General features: G+C 66.1%; 19 protein-coding genes. 5 read left to right on the forward strand and 14 right to left on the reverse strand.

Features of this window, described 5'->3' with window-relative positions:
• Positions 1 to 57 precede the first annotated feature (57 nt).
• The gene (locus tag FOB72_RS13205) at positions 58 to 819 is read left to right on the forward strand and encodes a ComF family protein (RefSeq protein ID WP_150372928.1); all 762 of its coding nucleotides are present in this window, start codon (positions 58 to 60) and stop codon (positions 817 to 819) included.
• 64 nt (positions 820 to 883) lie between these two features.
• Positions 884 to 1,354, forward strand: coding sequence for a tRNA (uridine(34)/cytosine(34)/5-carboxymethylaminomethyluridine(34)-2'-O)-methyltransferase TrmL (gene trmL / locus FOB72_RS13210; protein WP_150372929.1), 471 nt, complete (start codon positions 884 to 886; stop codon positions 1,352 to 1,354).
• A 27-nt stretch (positions 1,355 to 1,381) separates the two neighbouring features.
• On the opposite strand, the gene FOB72_RS13215 is transcribed toward trmL, so the two are convergent.
• From FOB72_RS13215 to FOB72_RS13235, 5 genes are all read right to left on the reverse strand, one after another.
• Positions 1,382 to 2,371 (reverse strand): Bug family tripartite tricarboxylate transporter substrate binding protein, encoded by a 990-nt coding sequence (locus FOB72_RS13215; RefSeq protein ID WP_150372930.1) that lies wholly within the window; start codon positions 2,369 to 2,371, stop codon positions 1,382 to 1,384.
• A 133-nt stretch (positions 2,372 to 2,504) separates the two neighbouring features.
• Positions 2,505 to 3,530, reverse strand: a complete 1,026-nt coding sequence (locus FOB72_RS13220; protein ID WP_150372931.1) for an NAD(P)H-dependent glycerol-3-phosphate dehydrogenase — start codon at positions 3,528 to 3,530, stop codon at positions 2,505 to 2,507.
• 58 nt (positions 3,531 to 3,588) lie between these two features.
• Positions 3,589 to 4,113, reverse strand: a complete 525-nt coding sequence (secB, locus tag FOB72_RS13225; protein WP_150372932.1) for a protein-export chaperone SecB — start codon at positions 4,111 to 4,113, stop codon at positions 3,589 to 3,591.
• Between the two features lie 179 nt (positions 4,114 to 4,292).
• Complete coding sequence (grxC, locus tag FOB72_RS13230) at positions 4,293 to 4,550, reverse strand: glutaredoxin 3 (RefSeq protein WP_150372933.1); 258 nt, start codon at positions 4,548 to 4,550, stop codon at positions 4,293 to 4,295.
• A gap of 101 nt (positions 4,551 to 4,651) precedes the next feature.
• The gene (locus FOB72_RS13235; protein ID WP_150372934.1) at positions 4,652 to 5,065 is read right to left on the reverse strand and encodes a rhodanese-like domain-containing protein; all 414 of its coding nucleotides are present in this window, start codon (positions 5,063 to 5,065) and stop codon (positions 4,652 to 4,654) included.
• Between the two features lie 134 nt (positions 5,066 to 5,199).
• Here FOB72_RS13235 and gpmA point away from each other — a divergent pair, with 134 nt between their 5' ends.
• From gpmA to FOB72_RS13250, 3 genes are all read left to right on the forward strand, one after another.
• Positions 5,200 to 5,946 (forward strand): 2,3-diphosphoglycerate-dependent phosphoglycerate mutase, encoded by a 747-nt coding sequence (gpmA, locus tag FOB72_RS13240; protein WP_150372935.1) that lies wholly within the window; start codon positions 5,200 to 5,202, stop codon positions 5,944 to 5,946.
• 219 nt (positions 5,947 to 6,165) lie between these two features.
• Entirely contained in the window at positions 6,166 to 7,785 is a 1,620-nt protein-coding gene (locus tag FOB72_RS13245; protein WP_150372936.1) for a S41 family peptidase, read from the forward strand.
• 87 nt (positions 7,786 to 7,872) lie between these two features.
• Positions 7,873 to 8,622 carry a HesA/MoeB/ThiF family protein gene (locus FOB72_RS13250; protein WP_150372937.1) on the forward strand — a complete coding sequence of 250 codons (750 nt, stop codon included), beginning with the start codon at positions 7,873 to 7,875 and terminating at the stop codon, positions 8,620 to 8,622.
• 205 nt (positions 8,623 to 8,827) lie between these two features.
• On the opposite strand, the gene bfr is transcribed toward FOB72_RS13250, so the two are convergent.
• The 9 genes from bfr to FOB72_RS13295 all read right to left on the reverse strand — a co-directional run bounded on the left by bfr (position 8,828) and on the right by FOB72_RS13295 (position 17,199).
• A complete protein-coding gene (gene bfr, locus FOB72_RS13255; protein ID WP_011296489.1) occupies positions 8,828 to 9,307 on the reverse strand; it encodes a bacterioferritin in 480 nt (159 codons plus the stop codon).
• Positions 9,308 to 9,435: 128 nt separating this feature from the next.
• Positions 9,436 to 9,744 carry a bacterioferritin-associated ferredoxin gene (locus tag FOB72_RS13260; protein ID WP_150372938.1) on the reverse strand — a complete coding sequence of 103 codons (309 nt, stop codon included), beginning with the start codon at positions 9,742 to 9,744 and terminating at the stop codon, positions 9,436 to 9,438.
• A gap of 192 nt (positions 9,745 to 9,936) precedes the next feature.
• Positions 9,937 to 11,697, reverse strand: coding sequence for a phosphoenolpyruvate--protein phosphotransferase (gene ptsP / locus FOB72_RS13265; RefSeq protein WP_150372939.1), 1,761 nt, complete (start codon positions 11,695 to 11,697; stop codon positions 9,937 to 9,939).
• Positions 11,698 to 11,756: 59 nt separating this feature from the next.
• Positions 11,757 to 12,026, reverse strand: a complete 270-nt coding sequence (locus FOB72_RS13270; RefSeq protein ID WP_150372940.1) for an HPr family phosphocarrier protein — start codon at positions 12,024 to 12,026, stop codon at positions 11,757 to 11,759.
• Positions 11,995 to 12,450 (reverse strand): PTS sugar transporter subunit IIA, encoded by a 456-nt coding sequence (locus FOB72_RS13275; protein WP_150372941.1) that lies wholly within the window; start codon positions 12,448 to 12,450, stop codon positions 11,995 to 11,997. The genes FOB72_RS13270 and FOB72_RS13275 overlap by 32 nt, the downstream gene beginning before the upstream one ends.
• A gap of 111 nt (positions 12,451 to 12,561) precedes the next feature.
• Positions 12,562 to 13,518: a glutathione synthase gene (gene gshB, locus FOB72_RS13280; RefSeq protein ID WP_150372942.1), complete on the reverse strand. Its 957-nt coding sequence runs from the start codon at positions 13,516 to 13,518 to the stop codon at positions 12,562 to 12,564.
• A 32-nt stretch (positions 13,519 to 13,550) separates the two neighbouring features.
• Entirely contained in the window at positions 13,551 to 14,846 is a 1,296-nt protein-coding gene (gene gshA / locus FOB72_RS13285) for a glutamate--cysteine ligase (protein ID WP_109582795.1), read from the reverse strand.
• Between the two features lie 456 nt (positions 14,847 to 15,302).
• Positions 15,303 to 16,829, reverse strand: coding sequence for an ammonium transporter (gene amt, locus FOB72_RS13290; protein WP_150372943.1), 1,527 nt, complete (start codon positions 16,827 to 16,829; stop codon positions 15,303 to 15,305).
• A 31-nt stretch (positions 16,830 to 16,860) separates the two neighbouring features.
• On the reverse strand, positions 16,861 to 17,199 hold the full coding sequence (locus FOB72_RS13295; RefSeq protein ID WP_109582230.1) for a P-II family nitrogen regulator: 339 nt from the start codon (positions 17,197 to 17,199) through the stop codon (positions 16,861 to 16,863).
• Positions 17,200 to 17,253 lie beyond the last annotated feature (54 nt).

Here is a 17,253-nt window from a genome sequence, read left to right on the forward strand (position 1 = left end):
CGGCGGGACGGCGTGCAAACCGGGGCTGCCCGGCCGCCGCACGTGGATCGGCCGGAAATGACCCGGCCGCAAGTATACGCGCCCTCCCCCACCCGCGCAGGGCGGGCCCGGGCGCTCGCCCCGCGTGTCTATCATGGCCTCGACCGCCTGTGGCGCGCGCTGCTGCCCTCCGCGTGTGCATTGTGCGGGCGGTTGCAGGCCGAGGCGGTCTGTCCGGCCTGCATGGCGGAATATCTGACGCCCACACCGCGCTGCCCCGTCTGCGCGCTGCGGCAATCGCGCGGCCGCAGGTGCCTGCCGTGCCGGGCGGACCCGCCGCCGATCGATGCCGCGCTGACGCTCGGCGACTACGCCGCGCCGCTGGACCAGCTCGTGCTGGCCCTCAAGCGCGGTGCGGCGCTGCCTCATGCGCGCTGGTTCGCGGAGGCGCTCGCCGCACGCATCGCCGCGTCCCCGCTGCCGCGGCCGGACCTGCTCGTGGCCGTGCCGCTGACGCGCGCGCGTCTGGCGGCGCGCGGCTTCAATCAGGCATGGGAGATCGCGCGGCCGCTTGGGCGACGGCTCGGCATTCCGGTCGATGCCACACTGCTCGCGCGCCGTGGCGATGCCGCCATGCAGCACTTGCTGAACCTCAACGACCGGCTGGCCAACGTCCAGGGCGCGTTCACGGTCACCCGTCCCGCCGCGGTCTCGGGCCGGCACGTCGGCGTCGTCGATGACGTCATGACGACCGGCGCCACGCTGCGCGAGGCCGCTTACGTGCTCAAGGCCCATGGCGCCGCGCGCGTGACCGTGTTCCCCGCGCTGCGCACGCCATGATTGCCGCCCGCCGCCGCAGGCGTTAAGCTGCGCAGCGCTTACGTCCCCCTCACCGTTCCCCCGCATGTTCAACGTCGTCCTCGTCGAGCCCGAGATTCCTCCCAACACCGGCAACGTCATCCGGCTGTGCGCGAACACGGGTGCACAGCTGCATCTGGTGAAGCCGCTCGGTTTTCCGCTCGAGGATGCGCGCATGCGCCGCGCGGGACTCGACTATCACGAGTACGCCAATATGCGTGTGCACGAGAGCTGGGACGCGTTGATGGATGCCGAGACGCCCGATGTCGAGCGCATGTTCGCGCTGACCACGCATGGCTCGACGCCGTTCGGCGAGGTGACCTTCCAGCCGGGCGACTGGTTCGTGTTCGGTTCCGAGACACGCGGCCTCGCACCCGAGCGGCGCGAATGGTTTCCGACATCGCGGCGCATTCGCCTGCCGATGCGCCCCAACAATCGCAGCCTCAACCTGTCGAACACCGTCGCGGTGGTCGTGTTCGAGGCATGGCGCCAGAACGGATTCGCGGGCGGCGCCTGAGCGTCCCTGACCGCCCCTGAGCGGCCGCTATTCCGGCTGCACGTGCGCCACGCGGATCACCTTGTCCCAGCGCACCTTCTCGCTCGCCATGGTCTGGCGCAGCGACGCCGGCGCGGTGCCGGCCGGCGCGAAATACTGCGCGCGCATTTTCTCGCGCACGTCTTCCCTGCCGATGATGGCCACGAGCTCGCGATAGAGCCGATCGACGATCGGCGCCGGCGTACCCGCGGGCGCGAGCACGGCCTGCCACGAGATGGCCTCGAAACCCGGATAGCCGGACTCCGCCACCGTGGGCACCGACGGCAACAGCGACGAGCGGCCCGTGGTCGTGACCGCGAGCATCTGCAGCTTGCCCGACTGCACGAGCGGCATCGCGATCGCGGGGACCATGAAACCCGCCTGGACCTGCCCGCCGACGATGGCCGTCGTCACTTGCGGAAAGCCCGGATACGGTATGTGCTGCAGATCGATGCCCGCCATCGCCTTCAGCTGCTCCATCGCCAGATGGGCGGCGCTGCCGTTGCCGACCGAACCGTAGTTGAGGGCGCCCGGCTTCGACCTGGCAAGCGCGACGAAGTCCTGCAGCGTGCGAACGGGCAGGCGCGCATCGACGACCAGCACGTTCGGTGACGTGGCCACGAGCGTCACGGGCGCAAGCTGTCGCACGGGGTCGTAGTTGAGATTGCGCCAGAGCGTGGGCGCGGTCACGAGCGGACCGTTGATCGTGAACAGCAGCGTGTAGCCATCGGGCGTGGCGCGCGCGACCATCCCGGTACCGATATTGCCGCCGGCGCCCGGATGGTTCTCGATCACGACCGGTTGGCCGAGCACCGCGGCCAGCCGCTCGGTCAGCAGGCGCGCGATGAGGTCCGGCGACGAGCCGGCCGGAAACGGCACGATCATGCGAATGGGCCGCGCGGGCCAGTCCTGCGCGAGTGCTGCGGGTACGCGGGCCAGCGCGGACAGGCCCAGCGCGGAAGGAAGAAGCACGCCAAGCGCGCGGCGACGACGATTCATTTCGGTGTGGTGTTCAAGGGCGAGAGTCCGGAGTGCTCCGCGCACAGCTTAGTGCCAAACCTGCCCCCAGGGTTTCGACATCGGCTAACCGTGCCGTGGGCTTGTGTGCGAAGCGGGCGTTAGTGCAACACGCTCACTCCAGCGGCGACTCGTCCCGCGCATCGCGCTGCAGCAGTTGCGCCACCGCATCGGCCACGCCCAGCCCGTCGAACAGCACCGCGCAGACCGCGCGCGTAATCGGCATATCGACGCCATGCTTCGCGGCCAGCGCGGCCACGGCCTGCGCGCAGCGCACCCCTTCCGCAACGTGTCCGAGATCGGCGAGGATCTGCGCAAGCGTCTTGCCCGACGCGAGCTGCTGCCCCACCTTGCGATTGCGCGACAGATCGCCCGTCGCGGTCAGGATCAGATCGCCCACGCCGGCCAGGCCCATGAACGTATCGAGGCGTCCGCCGAGCGCGATACCAAGGCGCGTCATCTCGGCAAGCCCGCGCGTGACGAGGGCCGCGCGGGCATTGAGCCCGAGCCCGAGGCCATCGCTGGCACCGGTGGCGATCGCCAGCACGTTCTTGACGGCACCGCCCACCTCGACGCCGATCAGGTCGTCGCTGCGGTAGATACGCATGGCGCGGTGATGGAACGCGGCCTGCGCGCGCTCGCCGAGCACCGGCGATGTGCCGGCCACGGTCAGCGCGCACGGCAGGCCCTGCGCGACTTCGCGCGCGAAGCTCGGTCCCGTGAGCACACCATATTCGAGCGTGGCGGCGCCCGCGATCGCATCGCGTTCCTCGCGCACCATCTGATGCGGCATCGCATGCGTCTCGGCCTCGAAGCCCTTGCACAGCCACAGCATCGGCACGGCGGCCGTGAACGACGCGATGCGGCGCGTGGTCTCGCGCAGGCCCGAAACGGGCGTGGCCACGACGATCAGCCCGTCGGGATCCGCCGATGCGTGCGCCACGGCGCGCGCGAAGTCGGGTTCGTAGACGAGCTGGGGAGATAGCGGGATGCCGGGCAGATAGCCAGCGTTGATGCCGGTCGCGGCCATGGCCGCGAGCTGGCCGGCATCGCGGCCCCACAGCACGACGTCGTGCATGGCGGCCGCGTGGCTTGCAAGCGCGGTGCCCCATGCGCCAGCGCCAAGGATCGTGAGTTTCATGATGTCATTGACGCGGGAACAGAGCAGACCCTCTCCGTTGCGGAGAGGGTTCGGCGCATCAGTGGCGCGCCTGGCTGCCGTCGGGCATGACGATGCCCGAATTGCCTTCGCCGCCCTGCTGGCCGGCCTCGGCCATCGCGGCCTGCAGGCGCTGCTCGTACAGGGCCTGGAAGTTGATTTCCGACAGGTGGATGGCCTGGAAGCCCGCACGCGTGATCACGTCGGCGATGTTGCCGCGCAGGTACGGGTACAGGATCGTCGGGCAGGCGATGCCGAGCAGCGGGTCGAGCTGTTCCACGGGCACATTGCGGATATCGAAGATACCGGCCTGATGCGCTTCCACGAGGAACGCCACCTTGTCCTGGACCTTGGTCGTCACGGTACCGGTCACGACCACTTCGAAGATGCCTTCCTGCAGCTGGGCCGCGGCCACGTTGACCTGCACCTCGACGGCCGGCGCTTCCGACTCGAGGAAGATCTGCGGCGAGTTCGGCTGCTCGAGCGACATGTCCTTCAGGTACACGCGCTGGATGTTGAAGAAGGGCTGGTCGTCCTGCTGGGTAGCTTGTTGCTGGTCGCTCATGAGAGGCTTCCGGATTGACTAAGAAGGGTGTCCGCACACGCGCTCGCGCGGGTAGGTCCCGGTTGGAAAGCGCATATGGTACATGACGCGGGTGGCGAATTCACCCGGAAGCAGAGGAATCAGAGATTCGCGACGTGCCGCGGCGGGCAAGTCGCGAAAGTGTGACGCAAGCGTGCGAATCAGGCCGCCAGCAGCGGCACGAGGCCACCCTGGCGGTCGAGTGCGGAGAGGTCGTCGAAACCGCCCACATGACGCTCGTCGATATAAATCTGCGGCACGGTACGGCGGCCGGTGCGCGTCATCATTTCCTCGCGCTTGCCCGCCTCGCGGTCGATCATGATCTTCTCGATCGTCTCCACGCCCCGCTGGCGCAGAAGGCGCTCGGCCATCTGGCAATACGGGCAAACCACCGTGCTGTACATGACGACGCGGGCCATGCGAAATCTCCTTGTCCTGAAATGCGGCGGCGCGGATGCCAGAGGCGATCCGCGCCGCGACAGCTGAAAAATAAGGCAGCCGTGACCGGCCGCCGGGCCTGTTACTTGACGACCGGCAGACCGGCCTGCTGCCAGGCGGCCATGCCGCCCTCGAGCGCGTAGACCTCACTGTACCCCGCTTCCTTCAACGCTGCTTGAGCCTTCCCCAGGTGCTGCCCGGTCTGGCTGATCACGATGATCGGGGCGGCCTTGTCCTTGGCCAGCGTGGCGGCGCGGTTGGCGAGGTCCGCAAGTGGCGCGCTCTTCGCCTGAGGCAGGTGGCCCTTTGCATACTCGGCGGCGTCGCGCACATCCACGGCCACCGCGTTGCGCTTGTTCATCAGCTGCGTGGCGGCGACGGTATTGACGCTCTTGCCGCTCGTTCCGCGGACGATGGCCGGCCAGGCCAGCAGGCCGCCGGAGACCACCGCGATCGCGAGCAGGGCCAGGTTGTTGTAGTCGGCGAAGAAATTCACGTTGGCATTTCCGTTGGGTTGAGTCGGCGGCATTATAAAATACGCGGTTTGGCGCCACCCTTCATTTTGTGGGGTGCGGGCCGCGCCGCTTCGGCGCCGCCGCGCCGGCAGGTTTTCTACTCCCTGGAAGCAGCATGTACAAGCTCGTTCTCATCCGCCACGGCGAATCGACGTGGAATCTCGAAAACCGCTTCACGGGCTGGGTCGACGTCGATCTGACCGAAACCGGCGCCGCCCAGGCACGTCAGGGCGGCCAGCTCCTCAAGGAAGCGGGCCTGTCGTTCGACATCGCCTACACCTCCGTCCTCAAGCGCGCCATCCGCACGCTGTGGCACGTCCAGGACGAAATGGACCTGATGTGGATTCCGGTGCGCAACGAATGGCGCCTGAACGAACGCCACTACGGCGCGCTGTCGGGCCTCAACAAGGCCGAGACCGCCGCGAAGTTCGGCGACGCGCAGGTGCTGGTCTGGCGCCGCAGCTACGATACGCCGCCGCCGGCCCTGGAGCCCGGCGACGAGCGCGCATCGTTCAACGATCCGCGCTACGCGAACGTGCCGCGCGAGCAGATCCCGCTGACCGAGTGCCTGAAGGATACGGTGGCCCGCGTGATTCCGCTATGGAACGAATCTATCGCTCCAGATATCAAATCCGGCAAGCGCGTGGTGATTGCCGCCCACGGCAACAGCATCCGCGCGTTGGTGAAGTACCTGGATCAGATTTCGGATGACGACATCGTCGGCCTCAATATTCCCAACGGCACCCCGCTCGTGTACGAACTGGACGCCGACCTGCGACCCCTGCGCCATTACTACCTCGGCGACGCGGACGCCATCGCCGCTTCGCTGGCCGCCGTGGCCAACCAGGGCAAGGCACGCTGACCGTCCGGCGGGGGACTCGGGATGATCCGGCCACGCCGGCGAGCCGCCTTGCGGGTTGCCAATGTGGCCGCGCCCACCGTCACGCGGTGACGCGCAGGCCTTTTTTCCCACACCCTCTTATACTGTCGGACAAATCCGGTCCAGGCACCCGCCGTGGCATGCGCCGCGGCGCCGACCGGATTCCATCAGGCAAAATCCTCACACGTTCAGGCTGCCCTCATGCGTAAGTCGCTCAAGAACATTAGCCTCGTCTCCATCGGCGTCGTTGCCGGCGTGCTCGCCACGCTGCAGATTTCGGCGACGGCGCAGAACTCTTCCGGACCGCTGCCGCTCGACCAGCTGCGGCTGATGTCCGATATCTTCGGGCAGATCAAGCGTGAATACGTCGAGCCGGTCGATGACAAGAAACTGCTGACCGAAGCCGTCAAGGGCATGGTCGCCAGCCTCGATCCGCACTCGGCCTATCTGGACGAGAAGGACTTCAAGGAACTGCAGGAAGGCACGCGCGGCCGCTTCGCGGGCCTCGGCATCGAGATCTCGCAGGAAGAAGGCCTGGTCAAGGTCATCAACCCGATCGAGGACACGCCCGCGTTCCGCGCCGGCATCCAGCCGGGCGACCTGATCACGCGTATCGACGACAAGCCCGTGCGCGGCCTCCCGCTGGAGCAGGCGGTCAAGCGCATGCGCGGCGAGCCGGGCACCAAGGTCACGCTGACGATCTACCGCAAGAGCGAGGAACGCACGTTCCCGGTCTCGATCACGCGCGCCGAGATTCGCGTGCAGTCGGTCAAGACCAAGATGCTCGACCATGACATCGGCTGGATCCGCCTGACGAGCTTCCAGGAACGCACGGTGGCCGACCTCGGCCGCAAGCTGACCGAGATGGCGCAGAAGAATCCGAACCTGAAGGGCGTGATCCTCGATCTGCGCAACAACGGTGGCGGCGTGCTGCAGGGCGCCGTGGGCGTCGCCGCGGCCTTCCTGCCGGAAGATGCGACCGTGGTCTCGACGAACGGCCAGGTGCCCGACGCCAAGCGCGTGTACAAGGCGTCGTTCAACAACTACCGCCTGTCGTCGCTCGAAGACGATCCGCTCAAGGATCTGCCGCCGCTGTTCAAGAAGATTCCGATGGTCGTACTGACCAATGCGTACTCGGCCTCGGCCTCGGAAATCGTGGCCGGCGCGCTGCAGGATCATCACCGCGCGCTGATCATGGGCAAGACCACGTTCGGCAAGGGCTCGGTGCAGACCGTGCGCCCGCTGACGAACGACACGGGTATCAAGCTGACGATCGCGTACTACTACACGCCGACCGGCAAGTCGATCCAGGCCAAGGGCATCCGCCCCGACGTCCCGGTCGATCAGAATCCCGAGGGCGATCCCGACGACGCGCTGATCACGCGCGAAATCGACACCGAGCGCCACCTGCACAACAAGCAGGAATCGGAAGAACCTGAAATGGCCGAGCGCGAACAGCGCCGCGTGGAAGAACTGCGCCGCCTCGAGGAAGAGAACGCGAAGAAGTCGCCGGAAGAACGCGAGAAGGAACGCCGCAAGAAACCCGTGGAGTTCGGTTCGAACGACGACTTCATGCTCCAGCAGGCCATCGCGCAGCTGAGCGGCCAGCCGGTCAAGAAGTCGAAGTCGCGCCTCGAACTCGCGCAGGCTGCCGGCAAGCCCGACGAGAAGCCGGACGGCGCCAAGCCGGCCGACACGTCGAAGCCGGCCGCCAAGCCCGCGGGCAAGAGCGCACCGGCCAAGCCGGCAGCGCCGGCACAGCCGCCCGCCAGCGCACCGATCGGCGAACCGCTCGGCACGCCGACCGGCAAGGCGCGCTGATCCGGTAGCGCTGCATTCCCCCTCGCACGGCCCGCGGTTTCACGACAGCGGGCCGTTTTTGTTTTCAGCCCCGGCTCCGCCTTTGCCATGAACGACGATCAACTGCTGCGCTACTCGCGCCATATCCTGCTGGACGAATTCGGTATCGAGGGCCAGGAACGCCTGCTGGCCGCGCACGCGCTCGTGATCGGCGCCGGCGGTCTCGGGGCCGCGGCCCTCCCCTACCTGGCCTCGGCCGGTGTGGGCCATATCACGATCGTCGATGACGACGACGTCGATCTGACCAACCTGCAGCGCCAGATCGTGCACACCACGGCAAACGTCGGACGCCCGAAGGTGGAGTCGGCCCGCGAGGCGATGCTCCGCATCAATCCCGACCTCGATATCCAGCTCGTGCCAAGGCGCGTGAGCGACGCCGAGCTCGGCCCGCTCGTGGCACAGGCCGACGTGGTCCTCGACTGCACGGACAACTTCGTCACACGTCACGCGATCAACCGCGCCTGCGTCGCGCATCGCGTGCCGCTCGTCTCGGGCGCGGCGCTGCGCTTCGACGGGCAGGTCAGCGTGTACGACCTGCGCCAGCCGGACGCGCCGTGCTACGGATGCCTGTTTCCCCCGTCGGTACCGGCCCCGGAGGCCGCCTGCGCGTCGATGGGCGTATTTGCGCCGCTGGTCGGCATGGTAGGCACGGTGCAGGCGGCGGAAGCGCTGAAGCTGCTTTCCGGCGTCGGCAGGCCACTGGCCGCGCGGCTGCTGATGGTCAATGCGCTGACGATGGAATGGAACGAGATGCGGCTGGCGCGCGCGCCGGACTGCGAGATCTGCGGGGGAGCGTAGGAGGGGGTCACCGGTACCGGGCACCCTGACGGCGGAGCAAACCGCGGGGCCCGATAAACCGATGACTGGATGAAGACAAGAATCCGAATGAGAACGGTTATTGCCTCATCGCGCACAAAGCGGTGACGCCAGTCAGCGTCACGCGCCGTGCCGACCGCTGCCGGAAATCGCTTCAGCGGCTGGCGGTACGACCTTGGACCGGCGCTTATTGCTCGCCGGGCTCCATCTGCGATTGCAGATAGTTCTGCAGGCCAACCTTGTCGATCAGGTCGAGCTGCGTTTCCAGGTATTCGATGTGCTCTTCGGTATCCGTGAGGATATCGACGAGGATCTCGCGGCTGACGTAGTCGCCGACGGACTCGCAGTAGGCGATGCCTTCCTTGACCGTGGCGTGGGCCGTCTGCTCCAGCTTCAGGTCGCACTTCAGCATTTCGGGCGTGTCTTCGCCGAGCAGCAGCTTGTGCAGATCCTGCAGGTTGGGCAGGCCGTCGAGCATCAGGATGCGGTCGATCAGGCGGTCGGCATGCTTCATTTCGCCGATCGATTCCTTGTACTCCACATCGCCGAGCTTCTTCAGGCCCCAGTGGCGGTACATGCGCGCGTGCAGGAAATACTGGTTGATCGCGGTCAGCTCGTTCTTGAGCTGCGCGTTCAGATGCTGGATGACCTTCTTGTCACCTTTCATACAGGGCTCCTAAGTGTGCAAGCGGGCCCGCAGTCGAAAATGCAAAAGCACAAAAGCGCGCCGCGGAGCATCTCCGCTGGCACGCCTCACACTACAAGCAAATTCAGATGACGCAGCGTGGTCAGAACTTAAGCAACGAGCTCTGTACGCTGATCGTTCGCGACTGCCGGGTCCCGAGCGTCCATTATCGCACGTGGGGCAGCAGCCGAACAGGAAGAAATCTCCACAATCTGGATCGTGGAGATAGTGGGAGCGGGCGACATATTGCGAACCGCGGCCACGCCTTCGGCGAGGACCTCCTTCGCGCAGTCGGTGCAACGTCCGCAGCAAGTGCCAACGCCAAGCGTCTCGGCCAGCTCATCCATGGTCGAAACGCCAAGATGGGCAGCGCCGTGAATCTCGTGATCGGTGACCTGATTGCAGATGCAGACGTACACAACTTACTCCTCGGGGGCTTGCGCGACACCGGCATGTCGGCGCGTTTGAGGAAGATTAACAGAGATCGAAAATGATAACAATTCCCATTAAACACCCATGGTTTATCCGCGCAACAGAGCGCGGAAGCCGTCACTTCCGGTCAGGAAAGTGACGGCGAGTCCATCACATCAAGGTGAATAACCCTGAAGATTTCAGGGTTGTGTGACGCGCTGCAACGCGGCGCTGAGCTCGTCCGGCTCGTACGAGGCAAGCACCTGGTCGACGAGCGGACCGAGCCGTTCGCAGTCGGCATGGATGACCTCCTGCTTGACGCGAAGCAGCTGCGACGGGTGCATCGAGAACTCGCGCAGGCCCATGCCCAGCAGCAGCCGCGTCATCGCGGGGTCGCCGGCCATTTCGCCGCACACCGCCACCGGCACGCCGGCACGGTTGGCTTCGCGAATGGTGCGGGCCACCAGCTGCAGCACCGCCGGATGGCACGGATCGTAGAGGTGCGCGACGGCGTTGTCGGCCCGGTCGATCGCCAGCGTGTACTGGATCAGGTCGTTGGTGCCGATGGACAGGAAGTCCATGCGGCGCAGGAACAGCGGCAGCAGCAGCACGGCCGCGGGAATCTCGATCATCGCGCCGACCTTGACGCCCGGGTCGTACGGCAGCCCCCGCTCGTCGAGCTGGCGCTTGGCCTGCTCGATCAGGTCCAGCGTCTGGGTGATCTCGCTCGCATGCGCGAGCATCGGGATGAGCAGGCGCACAGGGCCAAACGCCGACGCGCGCAGCAGCGCGCGCAACTGCGTCAGGAACATCGCCGGCTCGGACAGCGACCAGCGAATCGCGCGCAGGCCCAGCGCCGGGTTCGGCGCGGTCTCGAAATCGTCGTTGCGGGAATCCAGCGGCTTGTCGGCGCCGATATCGATCGTGCGGATCGTCACGGGCAGGCCGTGCATCGCCTCCACGGCGCCGCGATAGGCCGCGAACTGCTCGTCCTCGCCGGGCAACTCGTCGCGGCGGTTCATGAACAGGAATTCGGAACGGAACAGGCCCACGCCGACGGCGCCGGCCGAGAGCGCGGCGCCCGCATCCTCGGCCATCTCGATGTTGGCGAGCAGTTCGATCTCGAGCCCGTCGAGCGTGACGGCGGGCGTATGCCGCAGCCGCTGCAGGCGCTTCTTCTCCAGCGCGCGCTCGCTCTGGCGATGGCGGTATTCCTCGAGGATGATCGGCGACGGATCGACGATCACGAGACCCGCGTCGCCGTCGATGATGATCCAGTCGTCCTGGCGGATCAGCTCGCTGGCGCTCTTGACGCCCACGGCGGCCGGAATGTCGAGGCTGCGCGCGACGATCGCGGTATGCGAGGTCCGGCCGCCGAGGTCCGTGACAAAGCCGTGGAAGACGGTATGGCGGAACTGCAGCATGTCCGCCGGGGAGATATCGTGCGCGACCACGATCACGCCCGGCGCGGGTTCGCCATCCGGGGCGAGCGCGGGAACGGGCGCCGGTGCGAGCACAGGCGCGCCGGCCAGCACCTTGAGAATCCGCTCGACGACCTGCTCGATATCGGCCTTGCGCTCGCGCAGGTACTCGTCCTCGATCTCGTCGAACTGGCGCATCAGCTCCTCGAGCCGCGTCGTCAGCGCCCATTCCGCGTTGTAGCGGCGGTTGCGGATCAGGGCCTCGGGCTCCTCGGACAACGCCTCGTCGTCGAGGATCATCGCGTGCACGTCGAGGAATGCGCCCATTTCCTCCGGCGCGTCGCGCGGCAGGTCCCGCTTCAGCGTGACCAGTTCCGCGCGCACCGCGGCCCGCGCATCGCGCAATCGCCCGACCTCCGCTTCGATCCGGTCTTCATCGACCAGATAGTGCGAGACGTCGAGCGCCGCGGGCGCGACAAGGTGGGCGCGCCCGATGGCGACGCCACGCGAAACCGGAATGCCGTGCAAGGCAAAGGGCATGAACCGCTCCGATCGGGAACGTTGAAGAAAGCGCTGGATACGCGCGTCGATGACGCGCGTTATTCTCCCTCGCCGAACCGATTGGCGATCAGCGCCAGCAGCGCGTCCATCGCCTCCTGCTCGTCGGGGCCGTCGGTCTCCAGCGTCACCGTCGAACCGATTCCGGCCGCAAGCATCATCACCCCCATGATGCTTTTGGCATCGACCTGCCGCCCGTTGCGGGACATCTTGACCTGACTCGAGAACTTTCCGGCGAGTTGGGTCAGCTTGGCCGAGGCCCGGGCGTGCAGCCCGAGCTTATTGATGATGGTGGTGTCCCTCTGCAGCATATTTATCGGGGTGGTTGGCTTGTTGGTTCTGAACGGTGGTGGCGCCGACCTGCAGCACGCCCTGCGCGCCGCCGGCCAAGGCCTTGGTCGCCAGCTGGTCGAGTTTCTCCGCGCGATAGCAGATGGCACGGACCAGCATGGGCAGATTGACGCCGGCCAGCACTTTGACGCGGCCGGGCTCGGCAAGGCGCGCCGCGATGTTCGCGGGCGTCGCGCCGAAGATATCGGTCAGGACGAGCGCGCCGTTGTCCTCGCAGAGCGCGGCCAGGCGTCGTCGCGCCTCGGCCAGCACGGCTGCGGGATCGGCGTCGGGAGCGACGTCGATGGCCTCGAGCTGCGGAGGCTGGCCGCAGTAGACGTGGGCAGCGCAATCGCGCAGCGCCGAAGCCAGCGGTGCATGCGCGATGATGAGAATTCCTGCCATGGTGGTGAGCGCGTTGGGATGCTCGAATTGTAGCAGGCACCCCTTCGGGCCAATCCGCTTATCCTGCCGACGGGTGCCCGCGCCCGCCAATTAGGCCGGCGCTGTGGCGCGCTAGCGTCGGTCCGTCTCCGCGACAGCTGCTTCCAGCGCGTCGATAAACATGCCCGCTACGTCGAAACCGGTCTGCTGCGTAATTTCCTGGAAACACGTCGGGCTCGTCACATTGACCTCGGTCAGGTAGTCGCCGATCACGTCCAGGCCCACCAGCAGCAGGCCCTGCTCCCACAGCCCAGGCGCCAGCGTTTCCGCGATCTCGCGGTCCCGTGCGCTGAGCTCCTGCGCGCGGCCGAGGCCGCCGGCGGCCAGGTTGCCGCGAATCTCGCTGCCCTGCGGAATGCGCGCGAGCGAGTACGGCACGGGCTTGCCGCCGATCAGCAGGATGCGCTTGTCGCCTTCCTTGATGGCCGGGATAAAGCGTTGCACCATCAGGGTGCGCGCCCCGTTTTCGCCGAGGGTCTCGACGATGGAGCCGAGGTTCATGCCGTCGGGGCCCACGCGAAAAATACCCATGCCGCCCATGCCGTCGAGCGGCTTGACGATGATGTCGCCGTGCTCGGCATGGAACGCGCGGATGCGGTCGGCATCGCGCGTGACCAGCGTCGGCGTGACGAACTGCGGGTAGCGGCCGATGGCCAGCTTCTCCGAATGGTCGCGGATGGCGCGCGGCTTGTTGAAGATGCGCGCGCCCTGCGCTTCCGCCAGTTCCAGCATCCACGTGCTGGTCACGTATTCCATGTCGAACGGCGGGTCCTTGCGCATGAGCACCGCGTCGAACGCCGCGAGCGGCTGCCGTGCCGGCTCGCCAAGGCGGAACCAGTCATGCGCGTCGTCGCGGATGTCGAGCGGACGCACGGTGGCCTCGACCACGTTGTCCGCGAGCGAAAGCTGCGACTGCAGGCAGAAGAACAGCTCGTGCCCGCGGGACGCCGCCTTGGTCATCATCGCGTAGGTGGAGTCCTTGTACGTCTTGAAGGTCTCGAGCGGATCGGTGATGAAGAGAATGCGCATGGATGTCCGAGGCTGGAATCAGGAGATCAGAATCAGAGGATCGGGTTCGGGTCGGTCTTCTCGAGCTCGATCGACGCGGCCAGCAGCGCGAGGCGCGCCACCACGCCATACATATAGAAGCGGTTCGGCACGGCCGCGCCCGGCTTGGCGTGGCTGTCCGGAATCCCGTTCGGCGCGAAGGCCAGCGGCACGAAGTGCATGCCCGGCGCGTTGAGGTTCTCGTCGTTGCCGCGGCCCGTGTGCACGCGGTAGAAGCCACCGACCACATAGCGGTCGATCATGTAGACCACCGGCTCGGCCACGGCCTCGTTGACCTTCTCGAACGTGTGCACGCCTTCCTGGATGATGACGTCGGAGACCTCGAGGCCTTCCTTGACGACGCTCATCTTGTTGCGTTCCTTGCGGTTCAGGCCCTTGACCTCGGACGGATCGCGCACGGTCATGATGCCCATGCCGTAGGTACCGGCGTCGGCCTTGACCACGACATACGGCGTTTCCTTGATGCCGTACTCGCGATACTTCTTCGCGATCTTCTTGAGCACGCCTTCCACCGCGTCCGCCAGTTCTTCCTCGCCCACGCGTTCGTGGAAGTCCACGCCCGACGTGCGCGCAAAGTACGGATTGACCATCCACGGGTCGATGTCGATCAGGCGCGCGAACTTCTTGGCCACCTCGTCATAGGCGGCAAAGTGGCTGCTCTTGCGGCGCGTGGACCAGCCAGCGTGCAGCGGCGGCAGCAGGTACTGCTCGTTGATGTTCTCGAGCACGGGCGGCACACCGGCCGACAGGTCATTGTTCAGCAGGATCGAGCAGGGGTCGAAGTTCTCGAGACCCAGGCGGCGGCCCTTGGTGCCCAGCCGCGTCAGCGGCTCGACCACGAGCGTCTGCCCGTCCGGCAGCTCGATCGGGGTCGGTTCGGTGATGTCCTCCGAAAGCGAGCCAAGCCGCACGTTGAGACCAGCCTGACGCATGATGAGCGACAATCGCGCCACGTTCTGCAGATAGAACATGTTGCGCGTATGGCGCTCGGGGATCAGCAGCAGGTTCTTGGCGTCCGGGCAAATCTTCTCGATCGCGGCCATCGCGGCCTGGACGGCCAGCGGCAGCATTTCCGGGGCGAGGTTGTTGAAACCGCCCGGGAACAGGTTCGTATCGACCGGCGCCAGCTTGAAACCGGCATTGCGCAGGTCCACCGAACAGTAGAACGGAGGCGTATGTTCCTGCCATTCCAGCCTGAACCAGCGCTCGATGGACGGTGTGGCGTCCAGTATCTTCTTTTCCAGTTCGAGCAGTGGACCGTTCAGAGCGGTGATGAGATGCGGGACCATATCCATCCTAATTGATCGTCTTTATTGTCCGCCCCGATTGTAGAGGAACGGCCAATAGCCTGCAGGCATGGTTCGCATAACATTATGCGCAGGCTGGTGAATGCAGCCCATGTGGGGACGATCGGGCGGATTTCAAACGGACGAGCGAAGCCGAAAGATCGGCGACAGCTTGGACGAAAAAAAAGCGCGGCGGGAGCCGCGCTTTGAAATGGCCTGACAGATACGGGGAGCGTTCTGCAGGTGGAGGAAACTGCCTCACTGGCACTGTATGTGCGCTACCACTTAAAGACAATTGAGACTTTTTAAGATCGGAGTTAAGCACTCTGCGAAAACTGCTCCGATCCGTTGCCGCGCCTCGCGTGGGGCGGCGCAGAAAAGAAAAAGCCCGGCACAAGGCCGGGCAAAACTCCTGAGAGAAGATTCCCAATCAGCTCTCCAGCACAACACTTTTGTGGATCACACCTCGTAAGCGGTCTCGCCGTGGGAGGTAATGTCCAGACCTTCGCGCTCTTCCTCTTCGGGGACGCGCAGGCCAATCAGCATGTCAACCAGCTTGAAGGCAACCAGGGCCACGACGCCCGACCACACCACGGTGGTCAGCACGCCTTCGAACTGGATCCAGACCTGTCCGGCGATCGAGTAGTCGTCCGACACCTTGTTGGCCACGTAGTCGTAGATGCCCACGCCGCCGAGGCTCGGTGCCGCGAACACGCCGGTCAGCAGCGCGCCGACGATACCGCCCACGCCGTGCACACCGAACACGTCGAGCGAGTCGTCCATGCCGAGCATGCGCTTCAGGCCGGTCACGCCCCACAGGCACAGCAGGCCAGCAACGAGGCCCATCACGATCGAGCCCATCGGGCCGACGAAGCCGGCGGCCGGGGTAATCGCCACGAGGCCGGCGACGGCGCCCGAGGCACCACCGAGCATCGAGGGCTTGCCCTTGCCGATCCACTCACCGAAGGTCCACGACAGCACGGCGGCGCAGGTGGCCAGCAGCGTGTTGACGAAGGCCAGGGCGGCACCGCCGTTGGCTTCCAGACCCGAGCCGGCGTTGAAGCCGAACCAGCCGAACCACAGCAGCGAGGCGCCGACCATCGTGAACGTCAGGCTGTGCGGGCGGATCGCTTCGCGGCCGAAGCCGATGCGCTTGCCGTACATGAAGGCACCCACGAGACCGGCGACAGCCGCATTGATGTGCACCACGGTACCGCCTGCGTAGTCGAGCGCGCCCTTCTGGAACAGCCAGCCAGCCTTCGCGGTTGCGGCGGTTGCGGCAGCAGCGTCGGTGTAGGCGTCAGGACCCGGCCAGAACCAGACCATGTGGGCCATCGGGATGTACGAGAACGTGAACCACAGGACCACGAACACGAGCACGGCCGAGAACTTGGCGCGCTCGGCGAAGGCGCCGATGATCAGGCCGCAGGTAATGGCCGCGAACGCGCACTGGAAGGCGAAGAAGCCCAGTTCCGGCACGACCACGCCCTTGCTGAAGGTCGCGCCGACGGCGTCGGCGTTGAGGCCCTTCATGAAGAGACGGTCAGTACCGCCGAAGAACGCATTGCCTTCGGTGAACGCGAAGCTGTAGCCGTAGATCGCCCACAGGATCGACACGAGCGAGAAGATCACCAGGCACTGCATCAGCACCGACAGCATGTTCTTCGATCGCACCAGGCCGCCGTAGAACAGCGCGAGGCCAGGCAGCGTCATCAGGATCACGAACGCCGTGCAGACCAGCAGCCAGGCCGTGTCGCCCTTGTTGGGCGCCGGGGCCGGTGCTGCGGCGGGAGCGGCTTCGGCTGCTGCCGGAGCGGCAGCGGCGGGTGCGGCGGCCGGGGCCGCGGCGGCGGCGGCTGCCGGCGCCGAGGCTTCGGCGGCGGGCTTGTCCTGCGCCACGGCATGGGTGGACAGGCCGAGTGCGGCCGTGCCGAGTGCCAGCGACATCGCGCCGGCTGTCAGGATTCGCTTGAACCAGGTTTTCATTGGATTAACCTCTTGTCTTTGTGTCTCTGTCTCACAGGGCATCGCCGCCGGTCTCGCCGGTGCGAATGCGGATGACCTGTTCGATCGGTGCGATAAAAATCTTGCCGTCACCGATCTTGCCGGTGCGCGCCGACTTCTCGATGGCTTCGATGGCGCGATCGACCACGTCGTCCGGCACGGCAACTTCGATCTTCACCTTCGGAAGGAAGTCGACGATGTATTCGGCGCCGCGATAGAGCTCGGTATGCCCTTTCTGGCGTCCGAAGCCCTTGACCTCGGTCACGGTAATGCCGGACACGCCCACGTCGGACAGTGCTTCGCGCACCTCGTCGAGCTTGAACGGCTTGATGACTGCAATGATGAGTTTCATCGGGTTTCTCCTGTTGGCGGCGCCGTGCACGGCGCCGCGCGGCCGGATGCGTGT

Source organism: Cupriavidus pauculus (assembly GCF_008693385.1).
Lineage (GTDB): Bacteria > Pseudomonadota > Gammaproteobacteria > Burkholderiales > Burkholderiaceae > Cupriavidus > Cupriavidus pauculus_D.

Bases quoted from the DNA above. Each gene is read 5' to 3' on its own strand.
- bfr (WP_011296489.1), bottom strand. From the start codon at position 9,307: ATGAAAGGTGACAAGAAGGTCATCCAGCATCTGAACGCGCAGCTCAAG.
- gshA (WP_109582795.1), bottom strand. From the start codon at position 14,846: ATGGTCCCGCATCTCATCACCGCTCTGAACGGTCCACTGCTCGAACTG.
- FOB72_RS13245 (WP_150372936.1), top strand. From the start codon at position 6,166: ATGCGTAAGTCGCTCAAGAACATTAGCCTCGTCTCCATCGGCGTCGTT.
- FOB72_RS13275 (WP_150372941.1), bottom strand. From the start codon at position 12,450: ATGGCAGGAATTCTCATCATCGCGCATGCACCGCTGGCTTCGGCGCTG.
- trmL (WP_150372929.1), top strand. From the start codon at position 884: ATGTTCAACGTCGTCCTCGTCGAGCCCGAGATTCCTCCCAACACCGGC.
- FOB72_RS13205 (WP_150372928.1), top strand. From the start codon at position 58: ATGACCCGGCCGCAAGTATACGCGCCCTCCCCCACCCGCGCAGGGCGG.
- FOB72_RS13270 (WP_150372940.1), bottom strand. From the start codon at position 12,026: ATGCTGCAGAGGGACACCACCATCATCAATAAGCTCGGGCTGCACGCC.
- FOB72_RS13220 (WP_150372931.1), bottom strand. From the start codon at position 3,530: ATGAAACTCACGATCCTTGGCGCTGGCGCATGGGGCACCGCGCTTGCA.
- amt (WP_150372943.1), bottom strand. From the start codon at position 16,829: ATGAAAACCTGGTTCAAGCGAATCCTGACAGCCGGCGCGATGTCGCTG.
- gshB (WP_150372942.1), bottom strand. From the start codon at position 13,518: ATGCGCATTCTCTTCATCACCGATCCGCTCGAGACCTTCAAGACGTAC.
- FOB72_RS13250 (WP_150372937.1), top strand. From the start codon at position 7,873: ATGAACGACGATCAACTGCTGCGCTACTCGCGCCATATCCTGCTGGAC.
- FOB72_RS13215 (WP_150372930.1), bottom strand. From the start codon at position 2,371: ATGAATCGTCGTCGCCGCGCGCTTGGCGTGCTTCTTCCTTCCGCGCTG.
- gpmA (WP_150372935.1), top strand. From the start codon at position 5,200: ATGTACAAGCTCGTTCTCATCCGCCACGGCGAATCGACGTGGAATCTC.
- secB (WP_150372932.1), bottom strand. From the start codon at position 4,113: ATGAGCGACCAGCAACAAGCTACCCAGCAGGACGACCAGCCCTTCTTC.
- FOB72_RS13295 (WP_109582230.1), bottom strand. From the start codon at position 17,199: ATGAAACTCATCATTGCAGTCATCAAGCCGTTCAAGCTCGACGAGGTG.
- ptsP (WP_150372939.1), bottom strand. From the start codon at position 11,697: ATGCCCTTTGCCTTGCACGGCATTCCGGTTTCGCGTGGCGTCGCCATC.
- grxC (WP_150372933.1), bottom strand. From the start codon at position 4,550: ATGGCCCGCGTCGTCATGTACAGCACGGTGGTTTGCCCGTATTGCCAG.